Here is a 24,980-nt window from a genome sequence, read left to right as displayed (position 1 = left end):
GCTCAGGCTGGGGAATAATCTGTCCATCGGGGAGGATACGGGGCGATGACATCGAAGCACGGCGGTCCGCAGCGGGCCGACTACGCCCCCTTCGCGCACCTCACCGCACCGAACTCCGCGCTGTACCGCCTGGTGATGGGGGTGTTCCTCACCGCCAAGGAGCGGTTCGCCGTGCATCTGCGGCCCGAGGACGTGCACGCGGCGCTACCGATGGAGAGCCGTCCCGCCGAGATCGAGACCGTCGTCAAGGCACTGGACAGCCTGGCCGGCTGGGGCAATCTGCGGGCCGATCCGGACACCGCGCGTGTCACCGCGGTCGAGGACTTCTACCGCAAGCGGTTCATCTACCAGCTCACCCAGGCCGGAGAGGCCGCCGAGGGGGCCCTGGCCACCTATGACGAGGCGCTCGGGCGGCGCGGGGCGCTGCAGGCCGTCGCACTGCACGACATCATCACGCAGCTTCGGGCGCTCCTGCTGATCGCGGCCGAGGACGACCCCGATCCGGCCAAGGCGCATCTCGCGCTGTCCGTACTGACCGCCCGGTTCACGGCGCTCGCCGAGAACGCGCGGGTGTTCATGGGGTCCTTGCAGCGCACCATCGACCTGCACGATGTCGAAGTCGAGGTGTTCCTGGCGTACAAAGACCGGCTCATCCAGTATCTGGAACGGTTCATCCAGGACCTGATCACCCTCGGCGGCCGGATCGCTCGGCTGATCGTGGAACTGGAGGACCGTGTCGAGCCGGCGCTGCGGGCCGCCGCCGCCCGCGAGGCGCTCGACGCATCCCCCGGCGAGGCCGAGCGCGCAGAGGAACGGGCGTACGAGCAGTGGGCCGGGCGCTGGTCGGGACTCGCCGCCTGGTTCCTGTCCCGCGACGGACGCGAGTCGCAGGCCCGGCTGCTGCGTGGGCGGGCACTCGGTGCGATCCCGCAACTACTGGCTGTCGTACGGTCGTTGAACGAGCGGCGGGTCGGTCGATCGGACCGTTCAGCGGACTTCCGTACGCTCGCACGGTGGTTCGCCGACGCCCCGGACGACGGCGCCCGGCACCGGCTGTGGCGCGCCGCGTTCGGGCTCTACCCCGCCCGGCATCTGACCGTCGAAGCCGACACCCTTGCCGAGCGCGCAGTGCATCCGGTGTCGGCGTCCACGCCGTGGGCCGAGGCGGATCCGCTGCGGATCAGCCCGCAGCTGCGCCGCACCGGCAGTTACGAGCGGCGCGGCAAGGCCCGCAGGGTCGAGGACCGTTCCGAGGCGCGTCGGCGGCTCGCCGAGGTCGCGGCCAAGCAGGCGGCGGAGACCACGGCGGCCCGCGCCCGGCTCGCGACCGTGGGCGAAACCCGGCTGTCCCGTCTGGGTGAATTCGATCCGCTGGCCTTCGGTCTGTTCCTGCAACTGCTCGGCGATGCCCTCGCCACCTGGCGGCCCGGGATGACCAGGACCGTCGCGACCAGCAACGACGGCTCCATGGAGATCCGGCTCACCGCCCTGGACGACGGCACGCTCGCCGAGATACGCACCCCGAACGGGGTCTTCCGGGGTCCGGACCACAGAGTGGAGATCGTCGATCTGACGCACGGGACGAGCACCCTGCCGGAGGAAGAAGCAGAACAAGCAGAAGAAGAGGAGGAAGCGGGATGAGCACCCCTCTGACCGAGGTCCTTGAAGGCCGGCACACCGCAGACCTCCAGCGGGCCGCGCGCGCCCTGCTCAAGGAACCCCTGCTGCTCGCCCACGGCCCGCACACCGACGAGTTCCGTCTCGTACGGCGGCACGCCACCGAGCTGCGCGACTGGTTCGACCGCAACGCCGGTTGGTCCCTCCAGGTGGATGCCGGGACCGCCCGGCTGCGCAAAGCTCCCGGCGCCCTCACCGACCCCACCCACCCCGCGCGCGAGACGACCCGCGCCGCGGCCCCGTTCACCCGCCGCCGCTACGTCCTGCTCTGCCTGGCCCTGGCCGCGCTCGAACGCGGTGAGGCGCAGATAGCGCTCGGCCGCCTCGCCGAACAGGTCGTCCTGGACGCCGCCGACCCGCACCTCGCCGCCTCGGGCATCGTCTTCACCCTGGAGCGCCGCGACGAACGCCTTGATCTGGCAGCAGTGGTCCGGCTCCTGCTGGGGCTCGGTGTCCTGCGGCGGGTGGCGGGCGACGAGGAGGCGTACGTCAGTGGGGCGGGCGACGCGCTGTACGACGTCGAACGACGCGTGCTCGCGGGCCTGCTCGCCACCCGCGTCGGCCCGTCGATCGTCCAGGCCGACGGGGTCGACGGATTCGAGGAACGGCTCGCACAGCTGACCGCCGAGACCGCCCTGGACAGCGACGAGCTGAGGTTCCGCGCAATCCGCCACCGGTTGACCCGCCGCCTCCTTGACGACCCGGTGCTGTACTACGACGAACTCACCGACGCCGAGCTGTCGTACCTGACCAGGCAGCGCGGTTTCCTCACGGCCCGTATCACCGAACTCACCGGCCTGGTCGCCGAGGTACGCGCCGAAGGCATCGCCATGGTCGACCCGTACGACGACCTCACCGACGTACGGATGCCGGAGCAGGGCACCCATGGCCACATCACCCTGCTGCTCGCCGAGCACCTCGCGGACGCGACCGGCCCCGTCGCCACCGCCGACCTTCAGCGACGAGTACGCGAACTCGCCACCGAACACGGCGGGTTCTGGTCCAAGACCGCCAAGCAACCGGGCGCCGAACCCGAACTGGTCGAGCAGGCGGTGGCCAAGCTCGCGGCCCTGGGTCTGGCCACCCGTACACCCCGGGGCGTGGAACCTCGCCCCGCGCTCGCCCGGTACGCGGTCGGCGAGATCGTCGTACGCGATTCAGTCGTACGCGATCCAGGAGCAGCAGCCACGACCCGAAAGGCGAAGCACAGTTGAGAGCCCTCCCCGACCTCCCCGCCCTGCCCGTCCCTTCCCCCGGGCGCTGGCAGCCGCTGCGCATCGGACTCGTCGACCTCTTCTACTACGACGTGGAGGAGTTCTGGTTCCGCGACGGCCGGCTGCTGCTGCGCGGCAACAACGGCACCGGGAAGTCCAAGGTGCTCGCGCTCACCCTGCCTTTCCTGCTCGACGGCGACCTGTCCGCGCGCCGGGTCGAGCCGGACGGTGACCCACACAAGCGGATGGAGTGGAACCTGCTGCTCGGCGGGGAACACCCGCACCCCGAGCGGCTGGGCTACACCTGGATCGAGTTCGGGCGCCTCGACGAGGGCGGCCAGGCCCACTTCCGCACCCTGGCCTGCGGGCTGAAGGCGGTCTCCGGGCGCGGCATCGCCCGTCATTGGTACACCGTCACCGACCAGCGCGTCGGCGGGGAGCTGAATCTGCTCGACGCCACCGGCACCGCACTGTCCCGGGACCGGCTCGCGGAGGCGGTCGCCGGGCGTGGCATGGTGTACGACCAGGCGAAGGCGTACCGCAGGGCGGTCGACGAGGCGCTGTTCGGCCTCGGCGAGCAGCGGTACGCGGCGCTCGTCGACCTGCTCATCCAGCTGCGCCAGCCGCAACTGTCGAAGCGACCCAACGAGACCGCGCTGTCGCGGGCACTGACCGAGGCGCTGCCGCCGATGGACCAGGCCGTGATCGCGGACGTCGCCGAGGCGTTCCGCTCGCTGGACGAGGAGAAGGAGGAGCTGCGGGCCGCGGCCGAGGCCGAGCGGGCGGCCTCCGCGTTCCTCGACCACTACCGGCGCTACGCGCGGGTCGCCGCCCGCCGCAGGGCGCGGCTTCCGCGCACCGAGCACGCCCGTTACGAGCAGCTCCACCGCGACCTGTCCCAGGCGCAGGGCGAGCGGGAGAGCGCCCAGGAAGACCGGGCGGCGGCCGAGGTGCGGATCGCGTCGCTCGAAGAGGCCGGCGTACGGCTCACCGCGCAGGACACGGCGCTGCGCGCGGGCCCCGAGATGCGCAGCGCACGCGAGTTGGAACAGGCAGCGATCGACGCCGGACGCACTCGGGGCGAGCGGGAACGTGCCGATGCGGACCGCGACCAGGCCGCGCGGCTGCACACCCGGGCGCTCGGCCGCCTCGGTGTGGCCGGGAACCGGCTGACCGCCGCGCAGGAATTGCTGGCCGACGTGGTGGCCCAGGGCGAGCAGGCCGCCGCGGCCGCACGCCTGGAGGGCGAGCTGCGCACCGAGGGCGCACCCGAGCCCGAACTGCGTCGGGCAGCCGAGGAGTCGGTGGCGCGCAGACGACGGGCCGTCGAGCACGTGGAGGAGCTGGCCGGGCGGTCCGAAGCGGCCGCTGCGGAACGGCTCGCGGCATCGCGGCGTGTCGACGAGGCGGAGACGGAGGTCGGCCACACCGGACGACGGCAGGCCGAAGCTGAGGAAGCCGCCGAGGCCGCGGGCCGGGAGCTGCTGGATCACGTACGGGAACACTTCGCCGGGTGCGGCGAGTTGAGGCTGCCCGATCCGGTCGGGGTGCTCGACCGGCTGCAGGACTGGGTGACGCATCTGGACGGTCCCTATCCGGCGCGGGCCGAGGCGGATACGGCGCACCGGTCACTGGCGGGCGGCCTGGCCGACCGGGCGGCGGCGCTGGCGCAGCGACAAACGGCCCTGGGGGAGAAGCGGGCCCGGGCCGAGAGTGAGCTGCGCGAGCTGGAGGCAGGCGGCCAGCGTGGGCCCGAGGTTCCGTACACCCGCACACCCGGCGTGCGGGAACGGATTCCCGGGGCGCCGCTGTGGCGCCTCGTCGACTTCCGTGAGCACCTCGGAGAGGGGGAACGCGCCGGTATCGAGGCGGCGTTGGAGGCCTCCGGGCTGCTTGATGCCTGGGTACGTCCGGACGGGGCGGCCCTGGACCCGCAGGGCCACGATGTGCTGCTCGCGCCGGGAGGGCTCGTCGCCGGGGCGTCGCTGGCCGACGTACTGCGTCCCGCGGTCGACCACGGTGACACACGGGCCGCGCCGGTGGGCGAGGAGGCGGTGGGGCGGCTGCTCGCCGCGATCGGGCTCGGCGGCGGAGGCGGCGACACCTGGGTGGCCGCGGACGGCCGCTTCCGCGTCGGCGCGCTCACCGGCAGCTGGGCCAAGCCTAGTGCCGAGTACGTCGGTGAGGGGGCCCGCGAAGAGGCGCGCCGAAAGCGGATCACCATCTTGCGCGGCGAACTCGAAGTACTGGATGCTGAGTTGACACGGACTGCGACCGAGCATGAGCAGGTGGCCCACAGCCGCCGTACTCTGGACGCCGAACTCGCGGCCGTACCCGACGACGCCCCGCTGCGCCACGCCCATCTGCGTTCCGCCACCGCCCACGACGATGCCCACCGGGCCCGTATCCGCCGTGATGAACGCGCCAGGCAGCTGGCCGATGCCGCAAGCCGAGCGGCCGAAGCCGCAGTGGAGGCCACCGAAACGGCCGCCGATCTCGGCCTTCCCGCCGACCGCGCGGGACTTGCCGGTGTACGAAGAGGTCTCGCCGACTATGCGGTCGTCCTCGCCGCCCTGTGGCCCGCTCTGCGGGAGCGCACCGACGCGACACGCACCCTGGCCGAGGAGCGCACGGAGGCCGAACAGGCCGCGGTCCGCGTCGAGGAACTTGCCGCGCGCGCCGAGGAAGCCCTGCGCACCGCGGCCGCCGCCGACGCGCACCACACCACCCTGCGTTCCACGGTCGGTACCGCTGTCGCCGAACTCGAGCGCCGCCTTGCCGAGACGGCCCGCGCGTTGACCGAGTGCGAGCAGGCACAGCGGCGGGCGCGCGAGGCGCAAACGCACGCCGACCGGCGCGCCAGCCGCGCCGAGGGCCGTATCGACCAGCTGGAGAAGGACGTCACCGAAGCGGTCGCCACCCGCGAGGAAGCCGTCGCCGCGCTCCAGCGCTTCACCGCCACGGGGCTGTTGGCGGTCGCCCTGCCGGAGGTGGCGGTGCCCCCTCTCGACGCCGGCCCGTGGGCGGCGACCCCGGCCGTCGCCATGGCCCGCAGTGTCGAGGCCGAACTCTCCGCCATCGACGACTCGGACGGCGCCTGGGAGCGTGTGCAGCGCCATCTCAGCGAGGAGTACAAGAAGCTCCAGGACGCCCTTTCCCGGCACGGGCACACCGCCTCGGCGCGGATGGTCGAGGACGGCATGGTCGTCGACATCGTCTACCAGGGCCGGGAGCGGGCCGTACCCGAACTGGCCGAGGCGCTCGCCATGGAGGTCGGCGAACTCCAGCGCATCCTGTCCGCTCATGAACGCGAGATCCTGGAGACTCACCTTCTCACCGAGGTCGCGGGCACCCTGCAGGAGCTGATCGGTGCGGCCGAGCGTCAGGTCGGGGCCATGAATGACGAACTGGAGGAACGACCCACCTCCACCGGCATGAAACTCCGCCTGGTGTGGCGGCCCTCGCGCAAGGCGCCGGCAGGCCTCGCCCAGGCGCGCGAGCGTCTGCGGCAGTCCGCGGACGCCTGGTCGCCGGGGGAACGGGCGGCGGTGGGCGAGTTCCTCCAGGCGCAGATCGCGCAGCAGCAGACCAGCGACAGCTCGGGCAGCTGGCTGGAGCATCTGACCGCGGCGCTGGACTACCGCGGCTGGCACGAGTTCGGCATCGAGCGCCATCAGCACGGCCGTTGGGTACCGGCGACCGGGCCCGCCTCGGGCGGCGAGCGCGTCCTCGCGGTCTCCGTACCGCTGTTCGCGGCGGCGTCCTCGCACTACGCCACCGCGGCCAGCCCGTACGCGCCCCGCCTGGTCACCCTGGACGAGGCGTTCGCGGGTGTCGACGACGACTCGCGCGCCAAATGCCTGGGCCTGCTGCACGCCTTCGACCTGGACGTGGTGATGACCAGCGAACGCGAGTGGGCGTGCTACCCGCAGGTGCCCGGCATCGCGATCGCCCAGCTTTCGCGGATCGACGAGCTGGCGGCGGTACTGGTGACCCGGTGGGAGTGGGACGGTACGGACCGGGTGCGCGGCGCGGAGCCGGTCCGCATCGCAGAGGCGCCGGCCGAAACCGGCACCGGACAGGAGTCCTTGTGGGCATGACCGAAGGGGAGCCGACCGCACGGGAACTGGCCCAAGAGGAGCGGACCGAAGAGAAGCCGGGGTCCGACCGGATCGACCGCGTACGCCTGGGCCGCCTGCTGGGTACCCCGGACCTGTCCTGGCTGGTGGACCGCGCTCGCCGCCGCCTGGAACGCGAGGAGCCCTTGACCGGATCGGTCACCCTCGCCCGTCCCGCAGCCGCACATCGGGCGGCGGCCGATCGTCTTTTCGGCCGGGCCCCGCGCGTCGGTCAGTCCCTCACCGTACGGCTCGACGCGGTGGACGAGGTGCTGCGCCGCTCAGGCATCAGCCCCGACGGACTCGCGGCCGCCGTGATCGCGCTCACCGGACCCGTAGTCCCACTCCGCGAGGTGCGGGACCGGGAGGCACGGGCTTGGGAGGCGGCGTACGAGCCCCTCACCCCGCTCTTGGCCACCACCCCTCAACTGGTTGACTGGGCGGACCGGTTGCGTGCCGAGGGGCTCGTGCGCCGCCTGTGCCGCACCCCCGAAGCTGCCCACACCCTGCTCTTGGCGGGGGCGGCGGCACTGCACGATCTGCCCGCCGACCCCCCGGCCTCGCTTCCCGCGTTCGCGGCTCGTGTCCTGGGGGAAGCGCACGCCCTGGACGACGGCACGCCCTTGGCCACCGTGGTCCTGTCCGGCGTCCGCGCGTTGACCGGCTTCCCGGACGGTTCGGGAGCCCAGTGGCGGCGCGAGGCCTGGGCGTCCGCGGGACTGCTCAGGGACGACGTCTCCTCGACCGTCCTCAGCCTGAACCTGCGCGGCTCACCCGCCCTGGACTGGATGGCGGACGCGGGCGAACCCACTGTGTTGACGCTGCGTCAGCTCACTCGCGGACTGCCGGACCCGACAACCCCCATCGTCCGTATCTGTGAAAACCCGGCCGTACTCTCCGCCGCGGCCGACAGGTACGGCGCCGACTGCCCCGCACTGGTCTGCCTCCAGGGCCAGCCCTCGGCCGCCGCCCTCACCCTCCTGCGCCACCTCCACGCGCACGGCGCCACCCTGCTGTACCACGGCGACTTCGACTGGGGCGGTCTGCGTATCGGCAGGAACCTGCTGTGCCACGTCCCTTGGCGGCCCTGGCGTTACACGGCGGTCGACTACCGTACGGCGGCCGCTGCCTCCCGCGGCCCTCGACTGACAGGCACACCGGCCACGGCCCCCTGGGACCCCGCCCTGGCCCCGGCGTTGACCGAGCTCGGGGTCAGGGTGGAGGAGGAGGTCGTGCTGGACGATCTCCTCGCGGACTTGGAGCAGGCGAGGTAGCGGCAAGCGCGCGGTGACCGGGGAGGTCTCCCTGACGCAGCGATACGCCCCACGTCTCCCGGCAAGGCGGCGTCACGCGGCCATGGCCACCGCAGCCTTGCTGAGCGAGGCGTCGCGCGCAGGGGTCCGGTCGGCGAAGACGACAACCCGCAGCAGTGCGAACCGTCCGATCCCCGCCAGAGCGGACGCCGACAGATAGACCGTCTGCTCGACCAGGGCCGAGGGCTCGGACCGGACGGCGTACAGGCAGAACAGCGCCCCTGTCGTGAACGCATAGCTCACGGCGACCGTCACCCCGGACTGAAGATGGACTCCCCACCCCTTCCGCTCGCTCCGGAAGGAGACCCGCCCGTGCAACTCGGTCGCGATGACCGTGGAGACGACGGTGACCAGCGCGTTGGCAACGGCCATCGGGATCCGGTCGTTGAGCAGCACGAGCACCCCGCTGGACGCCAGCCCGACACCGCCACCACACACGACGAACCGCACGAAGGCCGCGACGAGCGGATGAAGAGTGCGCGTGCGCGTGCGCGGGCGCGAAGGGGCGGTCACGAGGGGCCTCCGTAGGCTGGGTGGAACGGTGTGTCGATTCCACCCCAGAACCTACGGACCGGGCGTCGTCCGAGCGACCGGGTTGATCCCCGACTTCACTGGGGGTTTACCCCCACGCGTCTCATGGGGGTTAAGCCCCTGGCGGTCTCCCTGCCGAGATGTCGCAGGGGGCATCAGAGCGAGACGGCCCCGGCGGGGGAGTCCGTCCGCTGCTGCGGCCGCGCCACCGGGCGCAGTGTGCGCGGACCCGCCACGACCGCGTAGTCCGCTCCCAGGAAGTCCGGGGTCAGATCGCCGGGATCGTCACCCAGCGCCAGGCGCACGGCGGCCCATGGCGCGTTCAGCCCGCACCGGGAGAGCCGGTGCAGTCCGCCTGCGGGACGGGTGTTGACATCCATCGGAACCGGTTCGCCCTCGTACATGCGGTACTGGATGTTCGTCAGCCAGTGAAGTCCGAAGGTGCGGGCGATCAGCCGGGACGGCTCGATCCACGACGGGCGGAGCGTGGATCCGCGCCGGCGGACCTTCTTGGTGCGGCCCACTGCGCCCGGCAGCCGCCTGGAGATCTTCGATGGCGCGGGCCACTTCCCCTTCCACAGCGATCCCGCGTGCTTCGGCGCCCTGGTCGAGGAGTTCGTGCGCACCAAGGTCCCGGCGGTCTGGAGCCAGGAACGGTGGCGTGAGCTGCTGGGGCTGGGGCGGCCCGGGGCACGGCGGGGGAGCCGGACTCCGCGTACAACCGGGCCGTGGAGCGGGGTCTGCGCGAGGCCAGCGAGCGCAGCGCTACGTGAGCGGTGGAGAGCTCTGTGCCGGTGCTCTCGGAGCAGGTCCTCCCGCTGTTGGCCCGCCCTCAGAGGTCGTCGGGCAGGAGCCGGAACGCCTTGTGGGCGGTGAGCGGCCGCATCATCCGGAAGTGCCGGTCGGTGGTGAACAGATCAGCGGTCTGGAATGCGGCGGCGAGCACCACGTTCATCGCGTCCGCCGGCCCCACCCCTTGGCCGCCGTCCGCGTCCTGGTACCCGTGCATGACCGCCATGACGCCGCGCAGATGCGGCGCTGCCTCGGGCACTTCAAAGCGTCGCGACTCGACCTGACGAGCGACGAAGCCTCACCCACGCCGGTCGGTGACTTCGTGCTCCTCCGGCTCCGCAGGTTTTGGGCGAGGACGACATGCTTGTACTCCTGGGCAAGGATCTGGGCGGTGCCCGTGAAGCCGGTGGCGCGCGCGGCCTGTTCCCGGCGGGTTTCCTCCTCGCCGCCCCGCAGCGGGCGGCGTGACGTGGAGACGACGCGGCCGGCCAGGGCGTCACGGTAGGCGAGGGCGAGCAGCCGTGGCCGGGCAGGTGCTCGCCCGGCGGGTGCAGCCGCCCGGCGAGCACCCGGGGTGCGGCGACGGATCACTTCTCGGCGCGCAGAGTGCCGAGAAGCCCGTTGTTCTCGGCGTTGATTCCCGCCGCGAACCAGACGCTGTGCCTGCCGCCCGACTTGTCGGTGCCGCGCTGGAGGCCCCACAGCCCGGGGATCACGATCGGGTTCCCGTTGCGGTGCCGCAGGGTTCCCTCGAACCGGCCGGTCCTCAGGTCGAAGGCGTTGATCCTGCCATCTCCGAAGTTGCCGACGAGCAGGTCGCCGGAGAACTTCCCGAACTTTTCGGGCGCCGTCTCGAGGCCCCAGGGCGAGTTGAGCACGCCGCGGCTCGCGAAGCGCTTGAGCAGCCGTCCCTTCGTGCTGAACACGTCGATGAAGCCGTTGCCGGGACCGGCGACGTCGTCGTGCTTGTCGGCGTCCTGCTTGGCGTAGGTCACGAAGACCTTGTCGCCGATCAGCTTGACGTCGAACGGCGCGAAGCCGCTCTCGATGTTCGGGTCCTGGAACCGGTCGTCCGGCGGCAGAAGGTTGAAGTTCGTGTCGAAGCTGTCGATGCGTGCGTCACGGAAGTTCGCGACCAGCAGGCGCGGCTTGTGGCGCTTATCGCCCTTCTTGCAGTCCTCCCCATGCCCCTTGTCCTTCCCGTGCTCCTTCTGGCCCGGCACGACCGTCAGGCCCTTGAAGACGGCGGTCTCGCCATCGCTGTCCTCGTGCGCGACCCGGACGGCGTTCGTCGGGTTCACGCGCGGGTTGAAGGCGAAGATGTCACCGTCCTCCCCCGCGAAGAGGAAGCGGGCGACCCCGGACTTCCCGGACTCGGAGTCGGTGAAGCGGAAGGCGTCGGTGTCGTTGCGCACGACCCCGGTCGGGGCGCCGCCCTCGGGGATCGACACGACCCGAGGGTGGATTTTGACCGGCTTGTTGTCCCGGGCGCCCGAGTACGTCGTGGCCTTGTCCGAGCCGTTGTCCGAGACGAAGATCTCGCCGGCGGGTGTGCGGGCCAGACCCCAGGGGTTGACCAGGTTCGGATCGGTCTTCTCCGCCCGGCCCGGGATGTCGGATACGAGATCGCGCTCCCGGAAGCCGTGATGGGCCTTGCGCGGCGCGTCCCCGGCCCCGGGCGCGTCCCCGGCCCCGGGCGGGGCCGCGGCGACGAGCGCGCCGAGCGTGCCCAGGGCGAGCGCGACCGTGGTCAGCCGCCGAAGGCTGGGATGGGGTCTACGGGCCGATGCCTGTGATGCCATGCGGATTGCTCCTGTTCCAATACGGGCCCCCGTACGGGACAAATCGTTAGAAGTCATCTCATGTGACAGCAACTAAATGGACCAGCGACACGCAGAGAACGTCATCGACAGGCGGAATTTCACGCCGCCGTCCACGCCGCTTCCTACGCCGCCGTGACGTTGACGCTCGGGCCGAAGACGCCTGCCGAGACCATGAGCGGCGCGAACAGCCAGCAGGAAGGCGCCGCCCGGCCACCTTGTCGAACAGCGTGGTGGACCACAGATACGGATCGTCCGACGGTCGTTGGCGGCAGCGGTCCAGGACGCCCCGGCGCGCCGGCACCCTCACGGCGCAACTGAGTCACCAACTTGCCGAAGGTACGCGGGCTCAGCCCTGTGAACGGGGCTGTCCAAGACGGCTCCGACGCCGTGATCACACCAGCCGCAGCCCAAGACCATCGCATATCAAGATCGCTTACGGGGCATCGCTCAGCTCGGCGCTTATGGTGCCTGCCTGTTCGCGGCGCACTCGGTCCACTCAGTCAGGTGGCACCGGCACGTCATGCCCGAGCCGAAGCCGAGTTCCTGCGGCAGGTGTTCCCGGGCGATCCCGGTGTGCAGCACGAGCCAAAAAAATTGGCGAGTACACGCCCATTGTCAGGGGCGCGGTGAAGGGGTTACATGGTCCCCGCACGCGGACGAAAGCGCTTTCTATCGACCGGGAGCCCCCGGCCGACTGACCCTTCGCTGCCGCTGGGAGGCCGTATGACACCGCCCCGATCCAGACGCTACTCACTCGCCGTCGCCGCGCTCGCCGCGACCGCATCGCTTGCCGCCGCCACGTTTCCGGCTCAGGCGGCCCACCCGTCAACCACCCACACTCCGCTGCGAGCACAGGCCGTGGCGGCGTACGACTTCGGGCACCCCGACCCCGCCGACCCCGGTCGCGAGCAGGACATCGGACGCTCCGGAACCACGCTCAGCCTGATCAACGGCGGTTCCGCGATGCGTGTGGCCGACGAGGCGTACCCGGGCGCTTCGCCCGCCCTGCAGGTGCGCCAGCAGAACCCGGCCACCGCGGGCAACGACGACTGGAAGGCCGGGACCTGGGATGCCGAGGGCATGTCGTCCCTCGGGGCCTTCCGCAGCGCCCGGGGTGCCACCGTCATGGGCTGGTTCAAGATGACGGGCGACAATCCCGCCCTCAACTCCAACACGGCCAACCCGAGCGACCGCTACAACGCGATCGGGCTGGCCGGCGTACTGTCCGGAACCTCTGACGGTCACGCGGTGCGTGCGCTGCTCGAACTCATCCAGGTCAACGGTGAGTTGAAGTTGGTCGCGCTGGGGAGACGCCTGGACAGCGGCGCCTCCCAGACCTTCGCTGCCGACGTTCCCTGGGAAAAACTACTGCCCCGCGGTGAATGGGTCCACCTGGCCGCGACGTTCGACTTCCGCGACGGCACACTCGCCCTCTACCGCGACGGGAAGCCCCTGGACGGCTTCTACGTCACGCCGGGCGACCCCTGGGAACTCGCCACCACGCCGGCGCCCCACCGCGCCTCGCCCACCGATCCCCGCGGCATCAAGATCGGCGGCAGCTTCCCCCAGAACACCCGGGAGAGCAACGCCTGCGACTGCCGCATGGACGACCTCCTGTTCCTGGACCGCCCGGTGCCGGCCGGAGCGGTGGCGGCGGAGTACCAGCGCATGACGCGGGGCCACTGACCTTTCGCATCCCTGGATCGCCTTTTTCCTACTTATCGCGCCAGCCCGAAGGGACCCGCATGGCGTCACGACGTACATACCGAAGGAACTGGGCGGCCGCGGCCGTCGGCGCAGCTCTCGTCCTGGGCGGCCTCGCCGCGCCTTCCCACGCCGATGAGCCCGCCGCGGCCACGACAGCCGCCCTGACCGACCCCATTCCGCAGAAGCCCGTCCAGTCCAGGACGGGTCTCGTCCTGCAGGAGTTCGCGCAGTTCCCCAAGTCGGAACCGGTTCCGGCGCCGACGGACCCGCGCCTGATGCGCCATGCCCGGATCAACACGATCAATGAACTCCCCGACGGCTCCGGCCGGATGGCGACCCCCGACCTCAACGGCACCCTGTACCTCACCGACCCCGGAGCGGCGACGCGCACCTCCGGGGGCACCCCGCACCCGTACCTGGACGTCAAGGCGGCATTCCCGCACTTCTTCTCGGGCCGCGGTCTCGGCCAGGGCTTCGGGTACGCCGCGTTCCACCCGGAGTTCGGCACGAACGGGCGCTTCTACACCATCCACACCGAGCTCGCCTCGCAGGCCACCGAGACCCCCGATTACCGGCAGGCCGGCACGCTCAGCTATCACGGCGTCATCACTGAGTGGACCGCCGACGACCCCTCCGCGGACGTTTTCCACGGGACCCATCGCGAGGTGCTGCGTATCGGCTTCAGCGGCCAGGTCCACGGCATTCAGCAGATCGACTTCAACCCGACGGCCAAGCCCCACGACGAGGACTACGGCCTCCTCTACCTCGCGGTGGGCGACGGAGGGCAGGGCGTCGGCAACAGCGAGCCGCAGAACCTGGCGCTCCCGCATGGCAAGCTTCTGCGGATCGACCCCGCGGGCCGTGACAGCGCCAACGGCCGGTACGGCATCCCCGCGTCCAACCCGTTCGTCGGTGAGCCCGGTGCCCTCGGGGAGATCTACGCGATAGGCATGCGGGACCCGCACCGCTTCAGCTGGGACGCGGGCGGCAGCCACCGTATGTATCTCGGTCACATAGGCGAGCACGCCATCGAGTCGGTGTACGAGGTCAAGGCCGGGGACAACTTCGGCTGGAGCGAGCGCGAGGGTCCCTTCGCCTTCGACAAGAAGACCACCGACCCGTGCGCCCGCATCCTCCCTCTCCCCGCCGATGACGCCCAGTACGGCTACACCTACCCGGTCGCCGCCTACGACCACGACCCGGGACCCGACTGGAACTGCCGGTCCGACGTGGGCCGCGCCATCGCCGGAGGCTCCGTCTACCGCGGCAAGGACGCGCCGGCACTGCGCGGAAAGTACATCTTCGGCGACCTCGTGGACGGCCGGATCCTGGCCGCGGACACCCGCGACATGAAGCGGGGCGCCGACCTCGCGCCGCTCGAGCAGCTGATGCTCTTCGACAAGTCCACCGGGAAGACGGTCACCATGCGCGACCTCGCCGGTGACCAACGTGTCGACCTGCGCTTCGGCTCCGACCGCAGCGGCGGCCTGTACATCGTCTCGAAGGCCAACGGCAAGGTCTGGAAGGTGACCGGGACCCGCACCTTCGCCGACTGCGAGGTCGGCAACACCCCCACCACCCACACCACCGGGCCCGACAACTGGGCGCCGGTCACCCCGGCCAAGTGGGCGTACACCGAACGCGAGACGATCCTGGCCGAGCCGGGCGTCTCCCGCCCGGGACCGCGCCGCCCCTTCGAGTACGCCGTCCTGACCGCGGGCCCGCGGTACTCCTCCGTCACCGTCGAGGCGGAGGTACGGATCGACACCCCCGTCGAGATCACCAACCGTGATGTCATTCTCATCTGGGACTACCAGTCCGACACCCGATTCCAGTACGCGCACCTGTCGAGCGACAACACCATCTACCCGCACAACGGTATGTTCACGGTCAACGACGCCGACCGGCTGCGCATCGACGACCAGTGGAACGGTAGCTTCGGCGCACCTCCGGCGATCAAGGACGACGGATGGCACAAGGTGCGCCTCACCCACTGCGCCGACACCGGTGAGACCGCCGTCTACCTGGACGGCAGCAGCAACCCGCTGATCACGGCCACCGACCCGGTCTTCGCCTCGGGCCGGGTGGGCTTCGGATCCTTCGACAACGCGGGCCGCGTCCGTCACGTGAAGGTGACGGGCACTCCGGCCGACGACTGACCTCGCGGGGGCGGGCCGAGACCGTCGGCCCGCTCCCGCACCGTCACGCAAGGTTCGGGGCTCAACACGCATACGCGGGTAGGACCCGATGCGCTTCTCCATCGATCAGGTGCCTCCGGCAGGAGCAGAAACAAAGACCTCGGCAATCCTCCTTTCACTGGTCAAGAGGCCCTCAGCTGATCGGCAGCGCGGGCTCGGCACGCCCTTGCTCGGAGGGCGCGGGGGTGGGCGAGGTCGCCTGCGAGGGAGCGGGTGTGGTCGGGGCTGTGGGCTGCAGCACCGGGGAGTCGGTCCGCTGCTGCGGCAGTGCTCTTGGCTGGAGCGGACGCGGTCCTGCCACGACCGCGTAGTCCGGACCGAGGAACCGTGGTTCGAGGTCGCCCGGTTCCTCGCCGAGGGCGAGCCGCACCGCGGCCCAGGGGGCGTTCAGCCCGCACTGGGAGAGCTGGTGGAGACCACCCGCAGGGCGGGTGTTGACGTCGAGCAACACCGGTTCACCGTCGTACAGCCGGAACTGAATGTTCGTCAGGTGATGCAGTCCGAACGTCTCCGCGATGCGGCGGGCCGGTCCGGTCCATGAAGGGTCGAGCGTGAAGCCGCGCCGGCGTCCGTTCTTCGTGCGCCCCACTGCCATTCTGACCCGTCCGTCGGGGCCGGTGAGGCAGTCGACGGAGACCTCCGGCTCGTCCAGGCGCGGCATGACGAGCCAGTCGACGCGGCGTTCGGTGCGGCGCAGGGCTTCGACTACCAGCTGGAGAGGGACGTACGGGCTCGGGAAGCCGCCGAGGTGGAGCAACGAGAACGGGGTCCGCGTGATGATGCGGAAGCCGACACCGCCCGCTCCCGCAGCCGGTTTGAAGCATGCCTTGTGGCCTGCCTCCTCCAACGCGTCGACAGCGGCGAGGAGTTGTTCTTCGGTGCGCACCCGCCACCATGGCGGCACCGCGACACCGATCTCCTGCACCTTCTCGTACGCGCGGGCCTTGTCCTGGAACGTGGTGACGGCCTTGGCGGTCGGTGTGAGCAGGGCCGTCCCCAGCGCGGCGAACTCCTCGCGGTGGGCGGCGACGGTCGCCTGGTGGAGGACCGGGACGAACACGTCGACGGCGTACCGGGCGCACTGCGCCAGCGCGTATTCGAGGTACGCGGCCGGGGACAGGCCCTCCGGTTCGAGCGCCGCGGTGTCGGCGGCGGCCAGCACGGGGGAGTCGGGGTCGCCGTGCGTGGCATGGATTTCCACGGGGCGGCGCTGGGGATTGTCCCGCAGCTGATCCATGAAGAAGACGTTCTCCGCGTACGTGCGGTTGAGCCAGACGCGTACGGGAGAGACCATTCAGGCCGCCTTCCAGGGGGCGCGGGCACGGCAGGGCAGGGCCGTGCCCGGTCAGGGAGAGGGAGAGGCACAGAACCGCGGCAGGTGAAGGGAAGCCGGCGGCGGGTGTGCTGGGGGTGATCATAGGGTGCGCAGACTCACCCGACTGCTACGTCCGTGTTACGGAATTCGCGGGCACGTGGTTGCATGCCGATTCGACGGGAGTCCTTCCACTTTCTTCCCGCTCGGATTCGCCGAGCAGACGCGCACTGCCTGAAACGTCCCGGAAATCCCCTGTGCGCCGGAGGCTCTACGCTCGAGGAGGAAGCGGGGGAAGCAGACGGGAGACGTGCCTGTGGTCGGCGCCCCAGAACGTGAACCACGCCCGCCCCGAGCGGGGCGCCTGCGCTCGGTGTCAGGGCAGGACGTGCCGCTGCGCCACCACGTGGTGCACGGCTATCGCCGCGCGTACCGGATCGCCGGGGACGGTCCGGCGATCCTGCTCATCCACGGCATCGGCGACTCCTCCGCGACCTGGGCGAATCTGATCCCCGACCTGGCCCGCAGCCATACGGTCATTGCTCCCGACCTCCTGGGCCACGGGGCCTCCGACAAGCCGCGGGCCGACTACTCGGTGGCGGCATACGCAAACGGCATGCGTGACCTGCTGGGGGTGCTGGACATCGAGCGTGCCACCCTGGTCGGTCACTCGCTTGGCGGTGGCGTGGCCATGCAGTTCGCGTACCAGTTCCCCGAGCGCACTGACCGCCTGATCCTGGTAAGCACGGGCGGCGTGGGGCGCGAGATCAACCCTGTCCTGCGAGCGGTGTCGCTGCCGGGCGCGGACCTGATGCTGTCCACGCTGCGACTCCCCGGCATGCGCAGCCAGGTCGGCCTCTTCAGCCGGCTGATCAAACGGCTCGACACCGACCTGGGGCAGGATGCCGCAGAGCTGCTCAACGTGGTGGACGCCCTCCCCGATGCCACGTCACGCAGCGCCTTCATCAGCACCCTGCGGTCGGTGGTCGACTGGCGGGGCCAGGTGGTGACCATGCTCGACCGTTGCTATCTGGCGGAAGGCATGCCCACGCTGCTGCTGTGGGGATCGCGCGACAGCGTGGTGCCGGTCCGGCACGCGTACGGCGCGCACGCGGCGATGCCCGGCAGCCGCCTGGAGATCTTCGAGGGCGCGGGCCACTTCCCCTTCCACAGCGATCCCGCGCGCTTCCGCGCCCTGGTCGAGGACTTCGTGCGCACCACGGCCCCGGCCGACTGGAGCCAGGAACGGTGGCGTGAGCTGCTGCGGGTGGGGCGGCCCGGCAGCGGGGTGGGGGAGCTGGACTCGGCGTACCACCGGGCCGTGGAGCGCGATCGGCGCGAGGCGAGTGAGCGGAGCGCTACGTGAATCGAACCCTCGCAACGACTGGGCCGCCACCGTTGGCCTGGGTGTGCATCGGCCGATGTCATTGGTCCGTACCCACGTTGTGGATCAACCGGCCGACGAGAGGCTGTGGTCTGTGACTTCCGTAAGAAGGCTGTAGTACTCGGCGGACCGGGTCTCGAAGTCCACCCAGGCCGACAGTCCGGCGGGGTCGCGGTCCGGCCCGCGCAGGAGGTCGACCGAAGTCTGCGCGAACTGCTGCGTGATGCTCTCCCGTTCGGCCTTGTCCGGCAGCAGGCGCAGCTCAGCTACGGCGACCCGGGCACGCCAACGCTGGTCCCGCCCCGCATCCAGCATCTGCTTCCACCCGGAGGCGGGTGCGGCGTCGGTCAGTAGCGGCTCCAGCCGCGCAGCCAGTTCCCTGCCCGCCTCTGCCACGTTCCGCGCCCGAGGCCATGCCTCCGCCAGCACCCGCAGAGCGACGACCAGCGCTGTGGTGTTCAAGCTGTGGCCGGCCTGCGAGACACGGAGCTGGGCGAAGGTGGGGGCGGAGTTCCGGGCCGGCAGGGCGGTCGTGTGAGTGGGTGAGCCACTACGACAGGCCCACGTCCAGCACGGCCCATACTGTCTTGCCGGGCCCGTCGACGCACGGATACCAGCCCCAGCGGTCGGTGAGTGCGGACACGAGGAGGAGGCCGCGGCGACCGTCCAGGTCGTTGGACGGTTCGGCCAGGGCCGGGATGCTCTCGCCGCGTGAGTCGGTGACCTCCACGCGCAGCGTCACGACCTCGGCCGAGAGCCGGAGGCGGAAGTCGCGGCCGGGTACGCGCCCGTGGCGTACGGCGTTCGCGCTGAGCTCCGCCACGATCAGCGTCAGCACGTCGTGTGCGTCGCTTCCGTAAGGGACTCCCCAGGCGTCGAGGCGTTCCCCGGCCAGGCGTCGGGCGAGACGGGCACCGCGTGGGGTGGAGCTGAAGCGCATTGTGAAGTGTTGCCAGGGGAACAGGGGTTGGGTGGTGCGGGTGAGGCGCACGGGGAGTGGTGGCTTGCTCGTCATGTCTTCACGGTGACGCTCGGTGGCGTAGCGTGACCAGTGGTGACGCGCCGTCGGGTGTTGGTTGTACGCGACGGCGTGCGGTGTGTACGAGGCGCGCCGCGTGACGATGTTCGGGGCGCGGCGTTGGGCCGGTGAGGTGGTGAGGCCGATGGACTCTTCGGAGCCGATGGAACAGGGCGAGCCGGGCGAGCAGGCCGTACGGGATGGCGCCGGGACCCGGCCGGAGGACGAACCGGGATCGGGCGTGGTGGCCGTGTTCGGAAGGCAGTTGAAGCTGCTGCGGATTCGAGCGGGGCTGGAGCGGCCCGAGTTCGGGAAGCGAGTGGGCTACGCGGGACAGTCGGTCGCGTCCTTCGAGCAGGGGAGACGTATCCCGCCGCCGAGGTTCATCGACCGGGCGGACGAGGTACTGGATGCCGGGGGCGTTCTCAAGGTGCTGAAGGAGGAGGTTGGGCGGGCGCAGTACCCGGCCTTCTTTCGGGACATGGCGCGCTTGGAGGCGGAGGCGGTCGAGCTGTGCGCCTATGACACGCACGTCGTCAAGGGGCTGTTGCAGACGGAGGAATACACGCGGGCATTGCTCGCCATGCGGCGCCCGTTGCTGGATGAGGAGACGATTGAGCTGCGAGTGTCAGCCCGTCTTGCGCGGCAGGAAATTTTCAACCGCTGGCCTGCGCCACTGCTCAGCTTCGTGCTCGAAGAGTCCGTGCTGTGTAGGCCACTTGGCGGGAAGTCGGTGTTGCGAGGGCAGCTCGAACAACTGTTGCTCATCGGCCAGAAGCGCAATGTCGAGATCCAGGTCATGCCCCTCGATCGTGAGGACAACGCGGGTGTGGACGGCCCATTCACCGTCATCACGCGCAAGGGTGGCGAGCAGCTCACGTACATGGAGGTCCAAGGGCGAAGTAGCCTGCTGACGGACCGCGAAGAGGTCCGTCTCGCCGCCGCGCGCTATGGGATCATCCGGTCCCAGGCTCTCACTCCGCGCGAGACCCAGGGATTCGTCGAGAAGTTGCTGGGAGAGCTATGAACATCGCAGAGACCTCGGTCGCAGCTCCGGAACTTGCCTGGTTCAAGAGCAGCTACAGCGGCGCCGAGGGGGGCGACTGCGTGGAGGTGGCCAACGCCACCGGAGCCGTACACATCCGGGACTCAAAGCTCGCCGCCGGACCGGTCCTGACCGTCTCCCCCCGCGCGTGGGCCGGGTTCGTCGGACTGGCCACCGACCGGTCGGCCTGAGTCCTGCGCCACCTCGTGGGACCTGTCGCACACCGCCGCAGCAGGTCCCACGCGTATGTCTGGCCCCAGGCGGTCAGGCCGTGTCGTCCCCTCCCTCGTCACCGCGGATCATCCGCCGCGCGGCGTGCCGTGCGCTGCGGTTGAGGGAGGACTGGAGGCCCTTGGCCGGGCGAAACCGCGCTGCGCGTCGTTCGGGTCACAGCGGTGCAGGAGTCGACGAGGTCGTTTCATTCGCCGATCCAGGTCTCACCGTTGAGGGGGAACAACTCTGAGGTATCCAGACCGCGTGAGGCCCGATCGTCCTGGCGCTTCGCCTCACGTTTGCGGCGTGGGTGGCACATCGAACGCCGCCGGCATGCCCGGATCAGCCAGCCGACCTTCTCCACAGGTAACTTGTAATTTCTTCACATTGTCTGACACCATCCCGCATCTGGCGTGCATTGAGCCGTCGCTGAGCTGGGGGGACCAGCCACGTGCAGATACGTACCTGCCTTCGTCGTGCCCTTAATGCCGTACTCGCGCTCCTCATCGCGTCGGCCGCTCTCTGGGTTGGTGCGCCGCCCGCGGCCGCGCACCGGGACGGGTGCCACCGCTGGCACTCCTGTCCGTCCGACACCGGGTCCTACATCTGTGGGGACCTCGGGTACTTCACCTATTGCGGCTACAGCTCTCTGCCGAGCTCCGGCTCCGGCTCCGGCTCCGGAGCCGAAGAAGCCGACGACATCGAGGCGCCGGACCGGCCGAGGACCAAGAACGCGAAGGCCGTGGCCGGTGGCCGCGTCACTGTCATTGTGATCGCCGAGAAGGGATCGCGGATAGAGGTGCGGGACGCCGAGGACTCGGTCGCGAGCAGAGCCACGGCCACCGGCTCCGCGCAGACGGTCACCTTCAAAGCAAAGGACGGTGACCACACCTACTCCGTCGTGGCCGTCGATTCGGCCGACAATGCGAGCGAGGCGAGCGAGGAGTTCTCCGTAACCGTCGACGCGAGCCGGCCCGAGGCGGGCAAGCCGGTCGTGACTGCGGCCAACGCGGTGACGGGTGCGGTCCAGGTTTCCTTCGAAGCCGAAGCGGGCGCACGGTACGAAGTGAGTGTCGAGGGCCGCAAGGAACAGCTCAGCGGCACGGTCGGTGACGACGGCATGGTGCGGGACTCGCTCTGGCTCCCCAACGGTTCGTACCGACTCACTGCCCTGGTGCGGGACGAGGTGGGCAACCAGACACGTACAGAGGCCGCCGCCACCGTGTCGCTGGACAAGCTCCGGCCCCAGGTGCGCGTCCAGTCTCCGGTCGGCGGAGGAACGACGCAGGTCGAGGTCACTGGACCGCCCGGTGCGGCAGGCATCGTTTCCACCGAAGGCGAGTCCGAGCCCGTGCGGCTCGACGGCGACGGGCGCGCCGCTGTGTCCATTTCGGTCGACGACGGTTCCCACCGTGTGCTGGTGAACCTGAATGACGCCTTCGGACGCGCGGGCACCGGGAGCTCCGGCACCTTCACCGTGGACACCATTCCACCAGCACTGAGGCTTGTGTACGACACCGAACGTGCCAAGTACGGCGACGTAGTCCTCACCGTGACCGGCGAGCGGGGCGCCCGCCTGGCGCTGTCCGGCGCGGGCGAGAAGCGGACCGTCACCCTGGGTGCGGAGCGCCGGACCTTCCACTGGCACGCGACGCCCGGTAACCACAGGCTGATCGCCCGGCTTACCGACGCCCACGGCAACGTCAACCGCACGGATCTCACCCTCCACGTCTCGGACGACTGGACCACCGCACGGATCCGCAACGCCCTGCTGTGGACGGTCGGCGTCGTGCTGGTCCTGGTTCTCGGCGGGCTTCTGCTGTGGCGGCGGCGCAGAGCGGTCATCGCGTGGTGGGCCCGCCGGCGGGAGAACGCACGGATGGCCGCCGAGCAGCGTGCGGCCCGTGTCCGCGCGGCACGTCAGGAGGCCGATGCGCGCCGTCGCCGGGAAGCGCTCCGAAGTGCTCAGCAGGCATACGAGCGCGAACTGGCCGACTGGCAGCGAACCCGGGACAGGCTCGCGGCCGACCACGACTTCGTACGTCGACTACGGGGTACGGAGTACAGCGCGGCGGACTTCCGCTGGGGTGCGCGCAAGCGGGACGAGCGCGTGTTCCTCATCGCGTCCGCGTCGCTGGTGGAGGTCCGCACTCGACAGGGCATGAGCCATATGGAGAACACGTGGGTGGGCGAGATCGCCGTCACTGACAAGCGCGTCCTCTTCGCGGGTGTGGCCGGCCGACGGGAGTGGGCCTACGGCAAGTGGCTCCACCATGAACATCATGAGGGCACGGCCCGGACGCTGATCACGGTGAGCAACCGGCAGAAGACCTCCGGCATTGCGTATGCCTACGGGGAGGCTCCCCAGGTGAGGCTGGCGATCGACCTGGCGCTGGAGCAGGCCCAAGGTCGTCACGGCGAGGTGGTCCACGGGGCCCGCGCAGCACTGGAGGCCCATGACCGGAAGCGGCCCACGGCGCCGACGGGGGACTGACTGGACAGCTCTGGGAAGACGGCGTTTGGCGTTCCGGCCGGACTTGGCGTTCGGTTCTTTGCGAGCCATGTGCTCGACAGGCTTGCCCGCCGTCACCCGTGTGTATATGCACGGAAGGGCAACGCCCCGCATGCCGCCCATCATGTGCGGCACGCAGGCATCGTCATTCACCAGCACGCGCTGGATCTGGACCAGTTGCCGGGTGGTCTGATTGCCGCGGTGAGTGACTTGGCTCGGCCGATGGCCCGCTACCTGCATGGGTGATCAGTGTCCTTGCTCGCTGACACGGGCAGCCTCGCTGCTCCCTTGATCCCCGGAGCGGGACGAAGTCCCGGGCCGCCCCGGCAGGGTGGACTTTCGGTCAGTGCTCCGACATTCTGTGCGGACCTTGATCGCGCTTCGGCGTCGATCCGCGAGTCCGTCCTCACCACTGTCCGCGAGTCCGTCCTTCGTGCACAAGGGGAACTCTCATGAGCTCGTCCCGCCTGCCCTCCCGCCGGATCGCCGCGATGTGCGCGGCCGTCGCGCTTGCTCTCCCGCTCAGTGCCTGTAGCAGCAGCGGTGATGGTGCGACCATCAAAGGTGCAAAGCTGATCAAGTCCGGCCAGATAACCACCTGTACGCACTTGCCGTACGCACCCTTCCAGTCCGAGAAGGACGGAAAGGTGGTCGGCTTCGATGTCTCGATGATCGATCTGGTCGCCGAGGACCTGGGTGTGAAGCAGGTCGTCGTGGACAAGTCGTTCGAGACGATCAAGACCGGTGCCGACCTCAATGCCAGTGTCTGTGACGTGGCCGCCGCCGGCATGACGATCACCGACGAGCGCAAGCAGAATCTGGACTTCTCCGTCCCGTATTTCGACGCCACCCAGGCCCTGTTGGCCCGCAAGGGCGTCAAGGCGGCGACTGTCGAGGACATCACCAAGCAGAAGCTCAAGCTCGGTTCCCAGTCCTCCACCACCGGCGAGGACTTCGCCCATGAGCACGGCGCCGACCCGCAGTCCTTCGAGAGCTCCGATGCCGAGCTCAACGGACTGCGTACCGGCCAGGTCGATGTCATCGTGCAGGACTACCCGGTCGTGCAGAACTGGCTCAAGGACCCGGCCAATTCGGCCAAGTTCGAGATCGTGGGCAATCTCGACACCGGTGAGCAGTACGGCTTCGCGGTCCGCAAGGATGGCAACCCCAAGCTTCTCGCGGCGATCGACCAGGCCATCAAGGACGCGAAGTCCGACGGCACGTACAAGAAGCTGTATGAGCAGTGGATCGGGCCCATGCCGAAGGGCGTCGACGCCCAGTGACCACCCTGATCACCGGTAAGGACCGGGAGGAGACGGCTGGGCGGCCCCGGATGTCGCCGCGCCGCCGTCGCCGGATCTCCCGCGGGGTGCAGTACGCCGTCTTCGTGGTCGCCGTGGTGGTCGTGGGTGCGCTGGCCGACTGGCAGCAGCTCCAGGAGCAGTTTCTGGACCTGTCGGTCGCCCAGCGGCTCTTCCCCGAGCTCATCACGGTCGCCCTGCTGAACACCGTGGTGTACACGCTGACCGGCTTCGGCGTCGGACTCGTACTGGGCCTCGTGGTGGCCCTGATGCGGCTGTCGTCCGTTGCGCCGTACCGCTGGCTCGCGATGGCGTACATCGAGTTCTTCCGCGGCCTGCCCGCCCTGCTGATCTTCATCTTCGTCGGGGTGGGTGTCCCGCTGGCCTTCCCTGGGATCGTCTTCCCCGGGGAGACCTACGGGCAGGTCGCCTGCGCCCTCGGTCTGGTCTCCGCCGCGTACATGGCGGAGACCATCCGCGCGGGCATCCAGGCCGTACCGCGCGGCCAATTGGAGGCGGCGCGCACGCTGGGCATGTCGCAAGCCACCGCGATGCGGTCGATCGTGATTCCTCAGGCCTTCCGGATCATCGTGCCGCCGCTCACCAACGAAATGGTCCTACTCTTCAAGGACTCCTCGCTGGTGCTCTTCCTGGGCGTCACGCTGCAGCAGCGTGAACTCACGAAGTTCGGGCGCGACTTGGCCAGTACGACGGCCAACACCACACCCATTTTCGTTGCGGGCCTGTGCTACCTCCTGGTCACTGTCCCGCTCGGCTATCTCGTACGGCGCCTCGAGGCCCGTCATGCACAGGCGAGGTGAT

General features: G+C 70.1%; 18 protein-coding genes and 1 pseudogene. 12 read left to right on the top strand and 7 right to left on the bottom strand.

Annotated elements, in window-relative coordinates; translation table 11 throughout:
- Nucleotides 1-45: 45 nt before the first annotated feature.
- From OG395_RS14295 to OG395_RS14280, 4 genes are read left to right on the top strand one after another with little or no spacing between them, the layout of a single operon-like run.
- Nucleotides 46-1,641 (top strand): TIGR02677 family protein, encoded by a 1,596-nt coding sequence (locus tag OG395_RS14295; protein WP_327243272.1) that lies wholly within the window; start codon nt 46-48, stop codon nt 1,639-1,641.
- Nucleotides 1,638-2,891 (top strand): TIGR02678 family protein, encoded by a 1,254-nt coding sequence (locus tag OG395_RS14290; protein WP_327243271.1) that lies wholly within the window; start codon nt 1,638-1,640, stop codon nt 2,889-2,891. Before OG395_RS14295 ends, OG395_RS14290 begins: the two co-directional genes overlap by 4 nt.
- Nucleotides 2,888-6,991: a TIGR02680 family protein gene (locus tag OG395_RS14285; RefSeq protein ID WP_327243270.1), complete on the top strand. Its 4,104-nt coding sequence runs from the start codon at nt 2,888-2,890 to the stop codon at nt 6,989-6,991. Before OG395_RS14290 ends, OG395_RS14285 begins: the two co-directional genes overlap by 4 nt.
- A complete protein-coding gene (locus OG395_RS14280; RefSeq protein WP_327243269.1) occupies nt 6,988-8,283 on the top strand; it encodes a TIGR02679 family protein in 1,296 nt (431 codons plus the stop codon). Before OG395_RS14285 ends, OG395_RS14280 begins: the two co-directional genes overlap by 4 nt.
- A gap of 72 nt (nt 8,284-8,355) precedes the next feature.
- Here the strand turns inward: OG395_RS14280 and OG395_RS14275 are convergent, their stop codons facing one another.
- From OG395_RS14275 to OG395_RS14260, 4 genes and pseudogenes are all read right to left on the bottom strand, one after another.
- Nucleotides 8,356-8,835, bottom strand: a complete 480-nt coding sequence (locus OG395_RS14275) for a hypothetical protein (protein WP_327243268.1) — start codon at nt 8,833-8,835, stop codon at nt 8,356-8,358.
- Nucleotides 8,836-9,008: 173 nt separating this feature from the next.
- A pseudogene (locus OG395_RS14270) lies at nt 9,009-9,380 on the bottom strand (ATP-grasp domain-containing protein); the annotation flags it as partial.
- Between the two features lie 305 nt (nt 9,381-9,685).
- Nucleotides 9,686-9,904 (bottom strand): hypothetical protein, encoded by a 219-nt coding sequence (locus OG395_RS14265; protein ID WP_327243267.1) that lies wholly within the window; start codon nt 9,902-9,904, stop codon nt 9,686-9,688.
- 328 nt (nt 9,905-10,232) lie between these two features.
- Nucleotides 10,233-11,447, bottom strand: coding sequence for a TIGR03118 family protein (locus OG395_RS14260; protein ID WP_327243266.1), 1,215 nt, complete (start codon nt 11,445-11,447; stop codon nt 10,233-10,235).
- Nucleotides 11,448-12,191: 744 nt separating this feature from the next.
- Here OG395_RS14260 and OG395_RS14255 point away from each other — a divergent pair.
- The gene (locus OG395_RS14255; RefSeq protein WP_327243265.1) at nt 12,192-13,154 is read left to right on the top strand and encodes a hypothetical protein; all 963 of its coding nucleotides are present in this window, start codon (nt 12,192-12,194) and stop codon (nt 13,152-13,154) included.
- A 59-nt stretch (nt 13,155-13,213) separates the two neighbouring features.
- Nucleotides 13,214-15,334, top strand: coding sequence for a PQQ-dependent sugar dehydrogenase (locus OG395_RS14250; protein WP_327243264.1), 2,121 nt, complete (start codon nt 13,214-13,216; stop codon nt 15,332-15,334).
- A gap of 172 nt (nt 15,335-15,506) precedes the next feature.
- Here the strand turns inward: OG395_RS14250 and OG395_RS14245 are convergent, their stop codons facing one another.
- Entirely contained in the window at nt 15,507-16,667 is a 1,161-nt protein-coding gene (locus OG395_RS14245; protein ID WP_327243263.1) for an ATP-grasp domain-containing protein, read from the bottom strand.
- 391 nt (nt 16,668-17,058) lie between these two features.
- Between OG395_RS14245 and OG395_RS14240 the strand changes: the two genes are divergently transcribed.
- Nucleotides 17,059-18,051 (top strand): alpha/beta fold hydrolase, encoded by a 993-nt coding sequence (locus OG395_RS14240; protein ID WP_327243262.1) that lies wholly within the window; start codon nt 17,059-17,061, stop codon nt 18,049-18,051.
- Between the two features lie 84 nt (nt 18,052-18,135).
- Here OG395_RS14240 and OG395_RS14235 read toward each other — a convergent pair whose 3' ends face one another.
- Nucleotides 18,136-18,531 carry a hypothetical protein gene (locus tag OG395_RS14235; RefSeq protein WP_327243261.1) on the bottom strand — a complete coding sequence of 132 codons (396 nt, stop codon included), beginning with the start codon at nt 18,529-18,531 and terminating at the stop codon, nt 18,136-18,138.
- A gap of 88 nt (nt 18,532-18,619) precedes the next feature.
- On the bottom strand, nt 18,620-19,084 hold the full coding sequence (locus tag OG395_RS14230) for an ATP-binding protein (protein WP_327243260.1): 465 nt from the start codon (nt 19,082-19,084) through the stop codon (nt 18,620-18,622).
- Nucleotides 19,085-19,250: 166 nt separating this feature from the next.
- On the opposite strand from OG395_RS14230, the gene OG395_RS14225 reads away from it, so the two are divergent.
- The 5 genes from OG395_RS14225 to OG395_RS14205 all read left to right on the top strand — a co-directional run bounded on the left by OG395_RS14225 (nt 19,251) and on the right by OG395_RS14205 (nt 24,979).
- Nucleotides 19,251-20,114 (top strand): helix-turn-helix domain-containing protein, encoded by an 864-nt coding sequence (locus OG395_RS14225; protein ID WP_327249334.1) that lies wholly within the window; start codon nt 19,251-19,253, stop codon nt 20,112-20,114.
- The gene (locus OG395_RS14220; RefSeq protein WP_327243259.1) at nt 20,111-20,323 is read left to right on the top strand and encodes a DUF397 domain-containing protein; all 213 of its coding nucleotides are present in this window, start codon (nt 20,111-20,113) and stop codon (nt 20,321-20,323) included. Before OG395_RS14225 ends, OG395_RS14220 begins: the two co-directional genes overlap by 4 nt.
- A 473-nt stretch (nt 20,324-20,796) precedes the next feature.
- The gene (locus OG395_RS14215) at nt 20,797-22,839 is read left to right on the top strand and encodes a hypothetical protein (RefSeq protein WP_327243258.1); all 2,043 of its coding nucleotides are present in this window, start codon (nt 20,797-20,799) and stop codon (nt 22,837-22,839) included.
- A 470-nt stretch (nt 22,840-23,309) separates the two neighbouring features.
- On the top strand, nt 23,310-24,140 hold the full coding sequence (locus OG395_RS14210) for an ABC transporter substrate-binding protein (RefSeq protein ID WP_327243257.1): 831 nt from the start codon (nt 23,310-23,312) through the stop codon (nt 24,138-24,140).
- A 50-nt stretch (nt 24,141-24,190) separates the two neighbouring features.
- Nucleotides 24,191-24,979 (top strand): amino acid ABC transporter permease, encoded by a 789-nt coding sequence (locus tag OG395_RS14205; protein ID WP_327249333.1) that lies wholly within the window; start codon nt 24,191-24,193, stop codon nt 24,977-24,979.
- Nucleotide 24,980 lies beyond the last annotated feature (1 nt).

The sequence above is a fragment of the Streptomyces sp. NBC_01320 genome (assembly GCF_035974375.1).
Classification (GTDB): Bacteria; Actinomycetota; Actinomycetes; order Streptomycetales; family Streptomycetaceae; genus Streptomyces; species Streptomyces yanii.
This window is presented reverse-complemented; position numbering and strand designations above follow the sequence as displayed.

What these genes read in the sequence shown, in the direction of transcription:
- OG395_RS14245 (WP_327243263.1), bottom strand. Translation starts at nt 16,667, where the DNA reads ATGGTCTCTCCCGTACGCGTCTGGCTCAACCGCACGTACGCGGAGAAC.
- OG395_RS14250 (WP_327243264.1), top strand. Translation starts at nt 13,214, where the DNA reads ATGGCGTCACGACGTACATACCGAAGGAACTGGGCGGCCGCGGCCGTC.
- OG395_RS14280 (WP_327243269.1), top strand. Translation starts at nt 6,988, where the DNA reads ATGACCGAAGGGGAGCCGACCGCACGGGAACTGGCCCAAGAGGAGCGG.
- OG395_RS14290 (WP_327243271.1), top strand. Translation starts at nt 1,638, where the DNA reads ATGAGCACCCCTCTGACCGAGGTCCTTGAAGGCCGGCACACCGCAGAC.
- OG395_RS14210 (WP_327243257.1), top strand. Translation starts at nt 23,310, where the DNA reads ATGAGCTCGTCCCGCCTGCCCTCCCGCCGGATCGCCGCGATGTGCGCG.
- OG395_RS14295 (WP_327243272.1), top strand. Translation starts at nt 46, where the DNA reads ATGACATCGAAGCACGGCGGTCCGCAGCGGGCCGACTACGCCCCCTTC.
- OG395_RS14205 (WP_327249333.1), top strand. Translation starts at nt 24,191, where the DNA reads ATGTCGCCGCGCCGCCGTCGCCGGATCTCCCGCGGGGTGCAGTACGCC.
- OG395_RS14260 (WP_327243266.1), bottom strand. Translation starts at nt 11,447, where the DNA reads ATGGCATCACAGGCATCGGCCCGTAGACCCCATCCCAGCCTTCGGCGG.
- OG395_RS14230 (WP_327243260.1), bottom strand. Translation starts at nt 19,084, where the DNA reads ATGACGAGCAAGCCACCACTCCCCGTGCGCCTCACCCGCACCACCCAA.
- OG395_RS14255 (WP_327243265.1), top strand. Translation starts at nt 12,192, where the DNA reads ATGACACCGCCCCGATCCAGACGCTACTCACTCGCCGTCGCCGCGCTC.
- OG395_RS14225 (WP_327249334.1), top strand. Translation starts at nt 19,251, where the DNA reads ATGGAACAGGGCGAGCCGGGCGAGCAGGCCGTACGGGATGGCGCCGGG.
- OG395_RS14220 (WP_327243259.1), top strand. Translation starts at nt 20,111, where the DNA reads ATGAACATCGCAGAGACCTCGGTCGCAGCTCCGGAACTTGCCTGGTTC.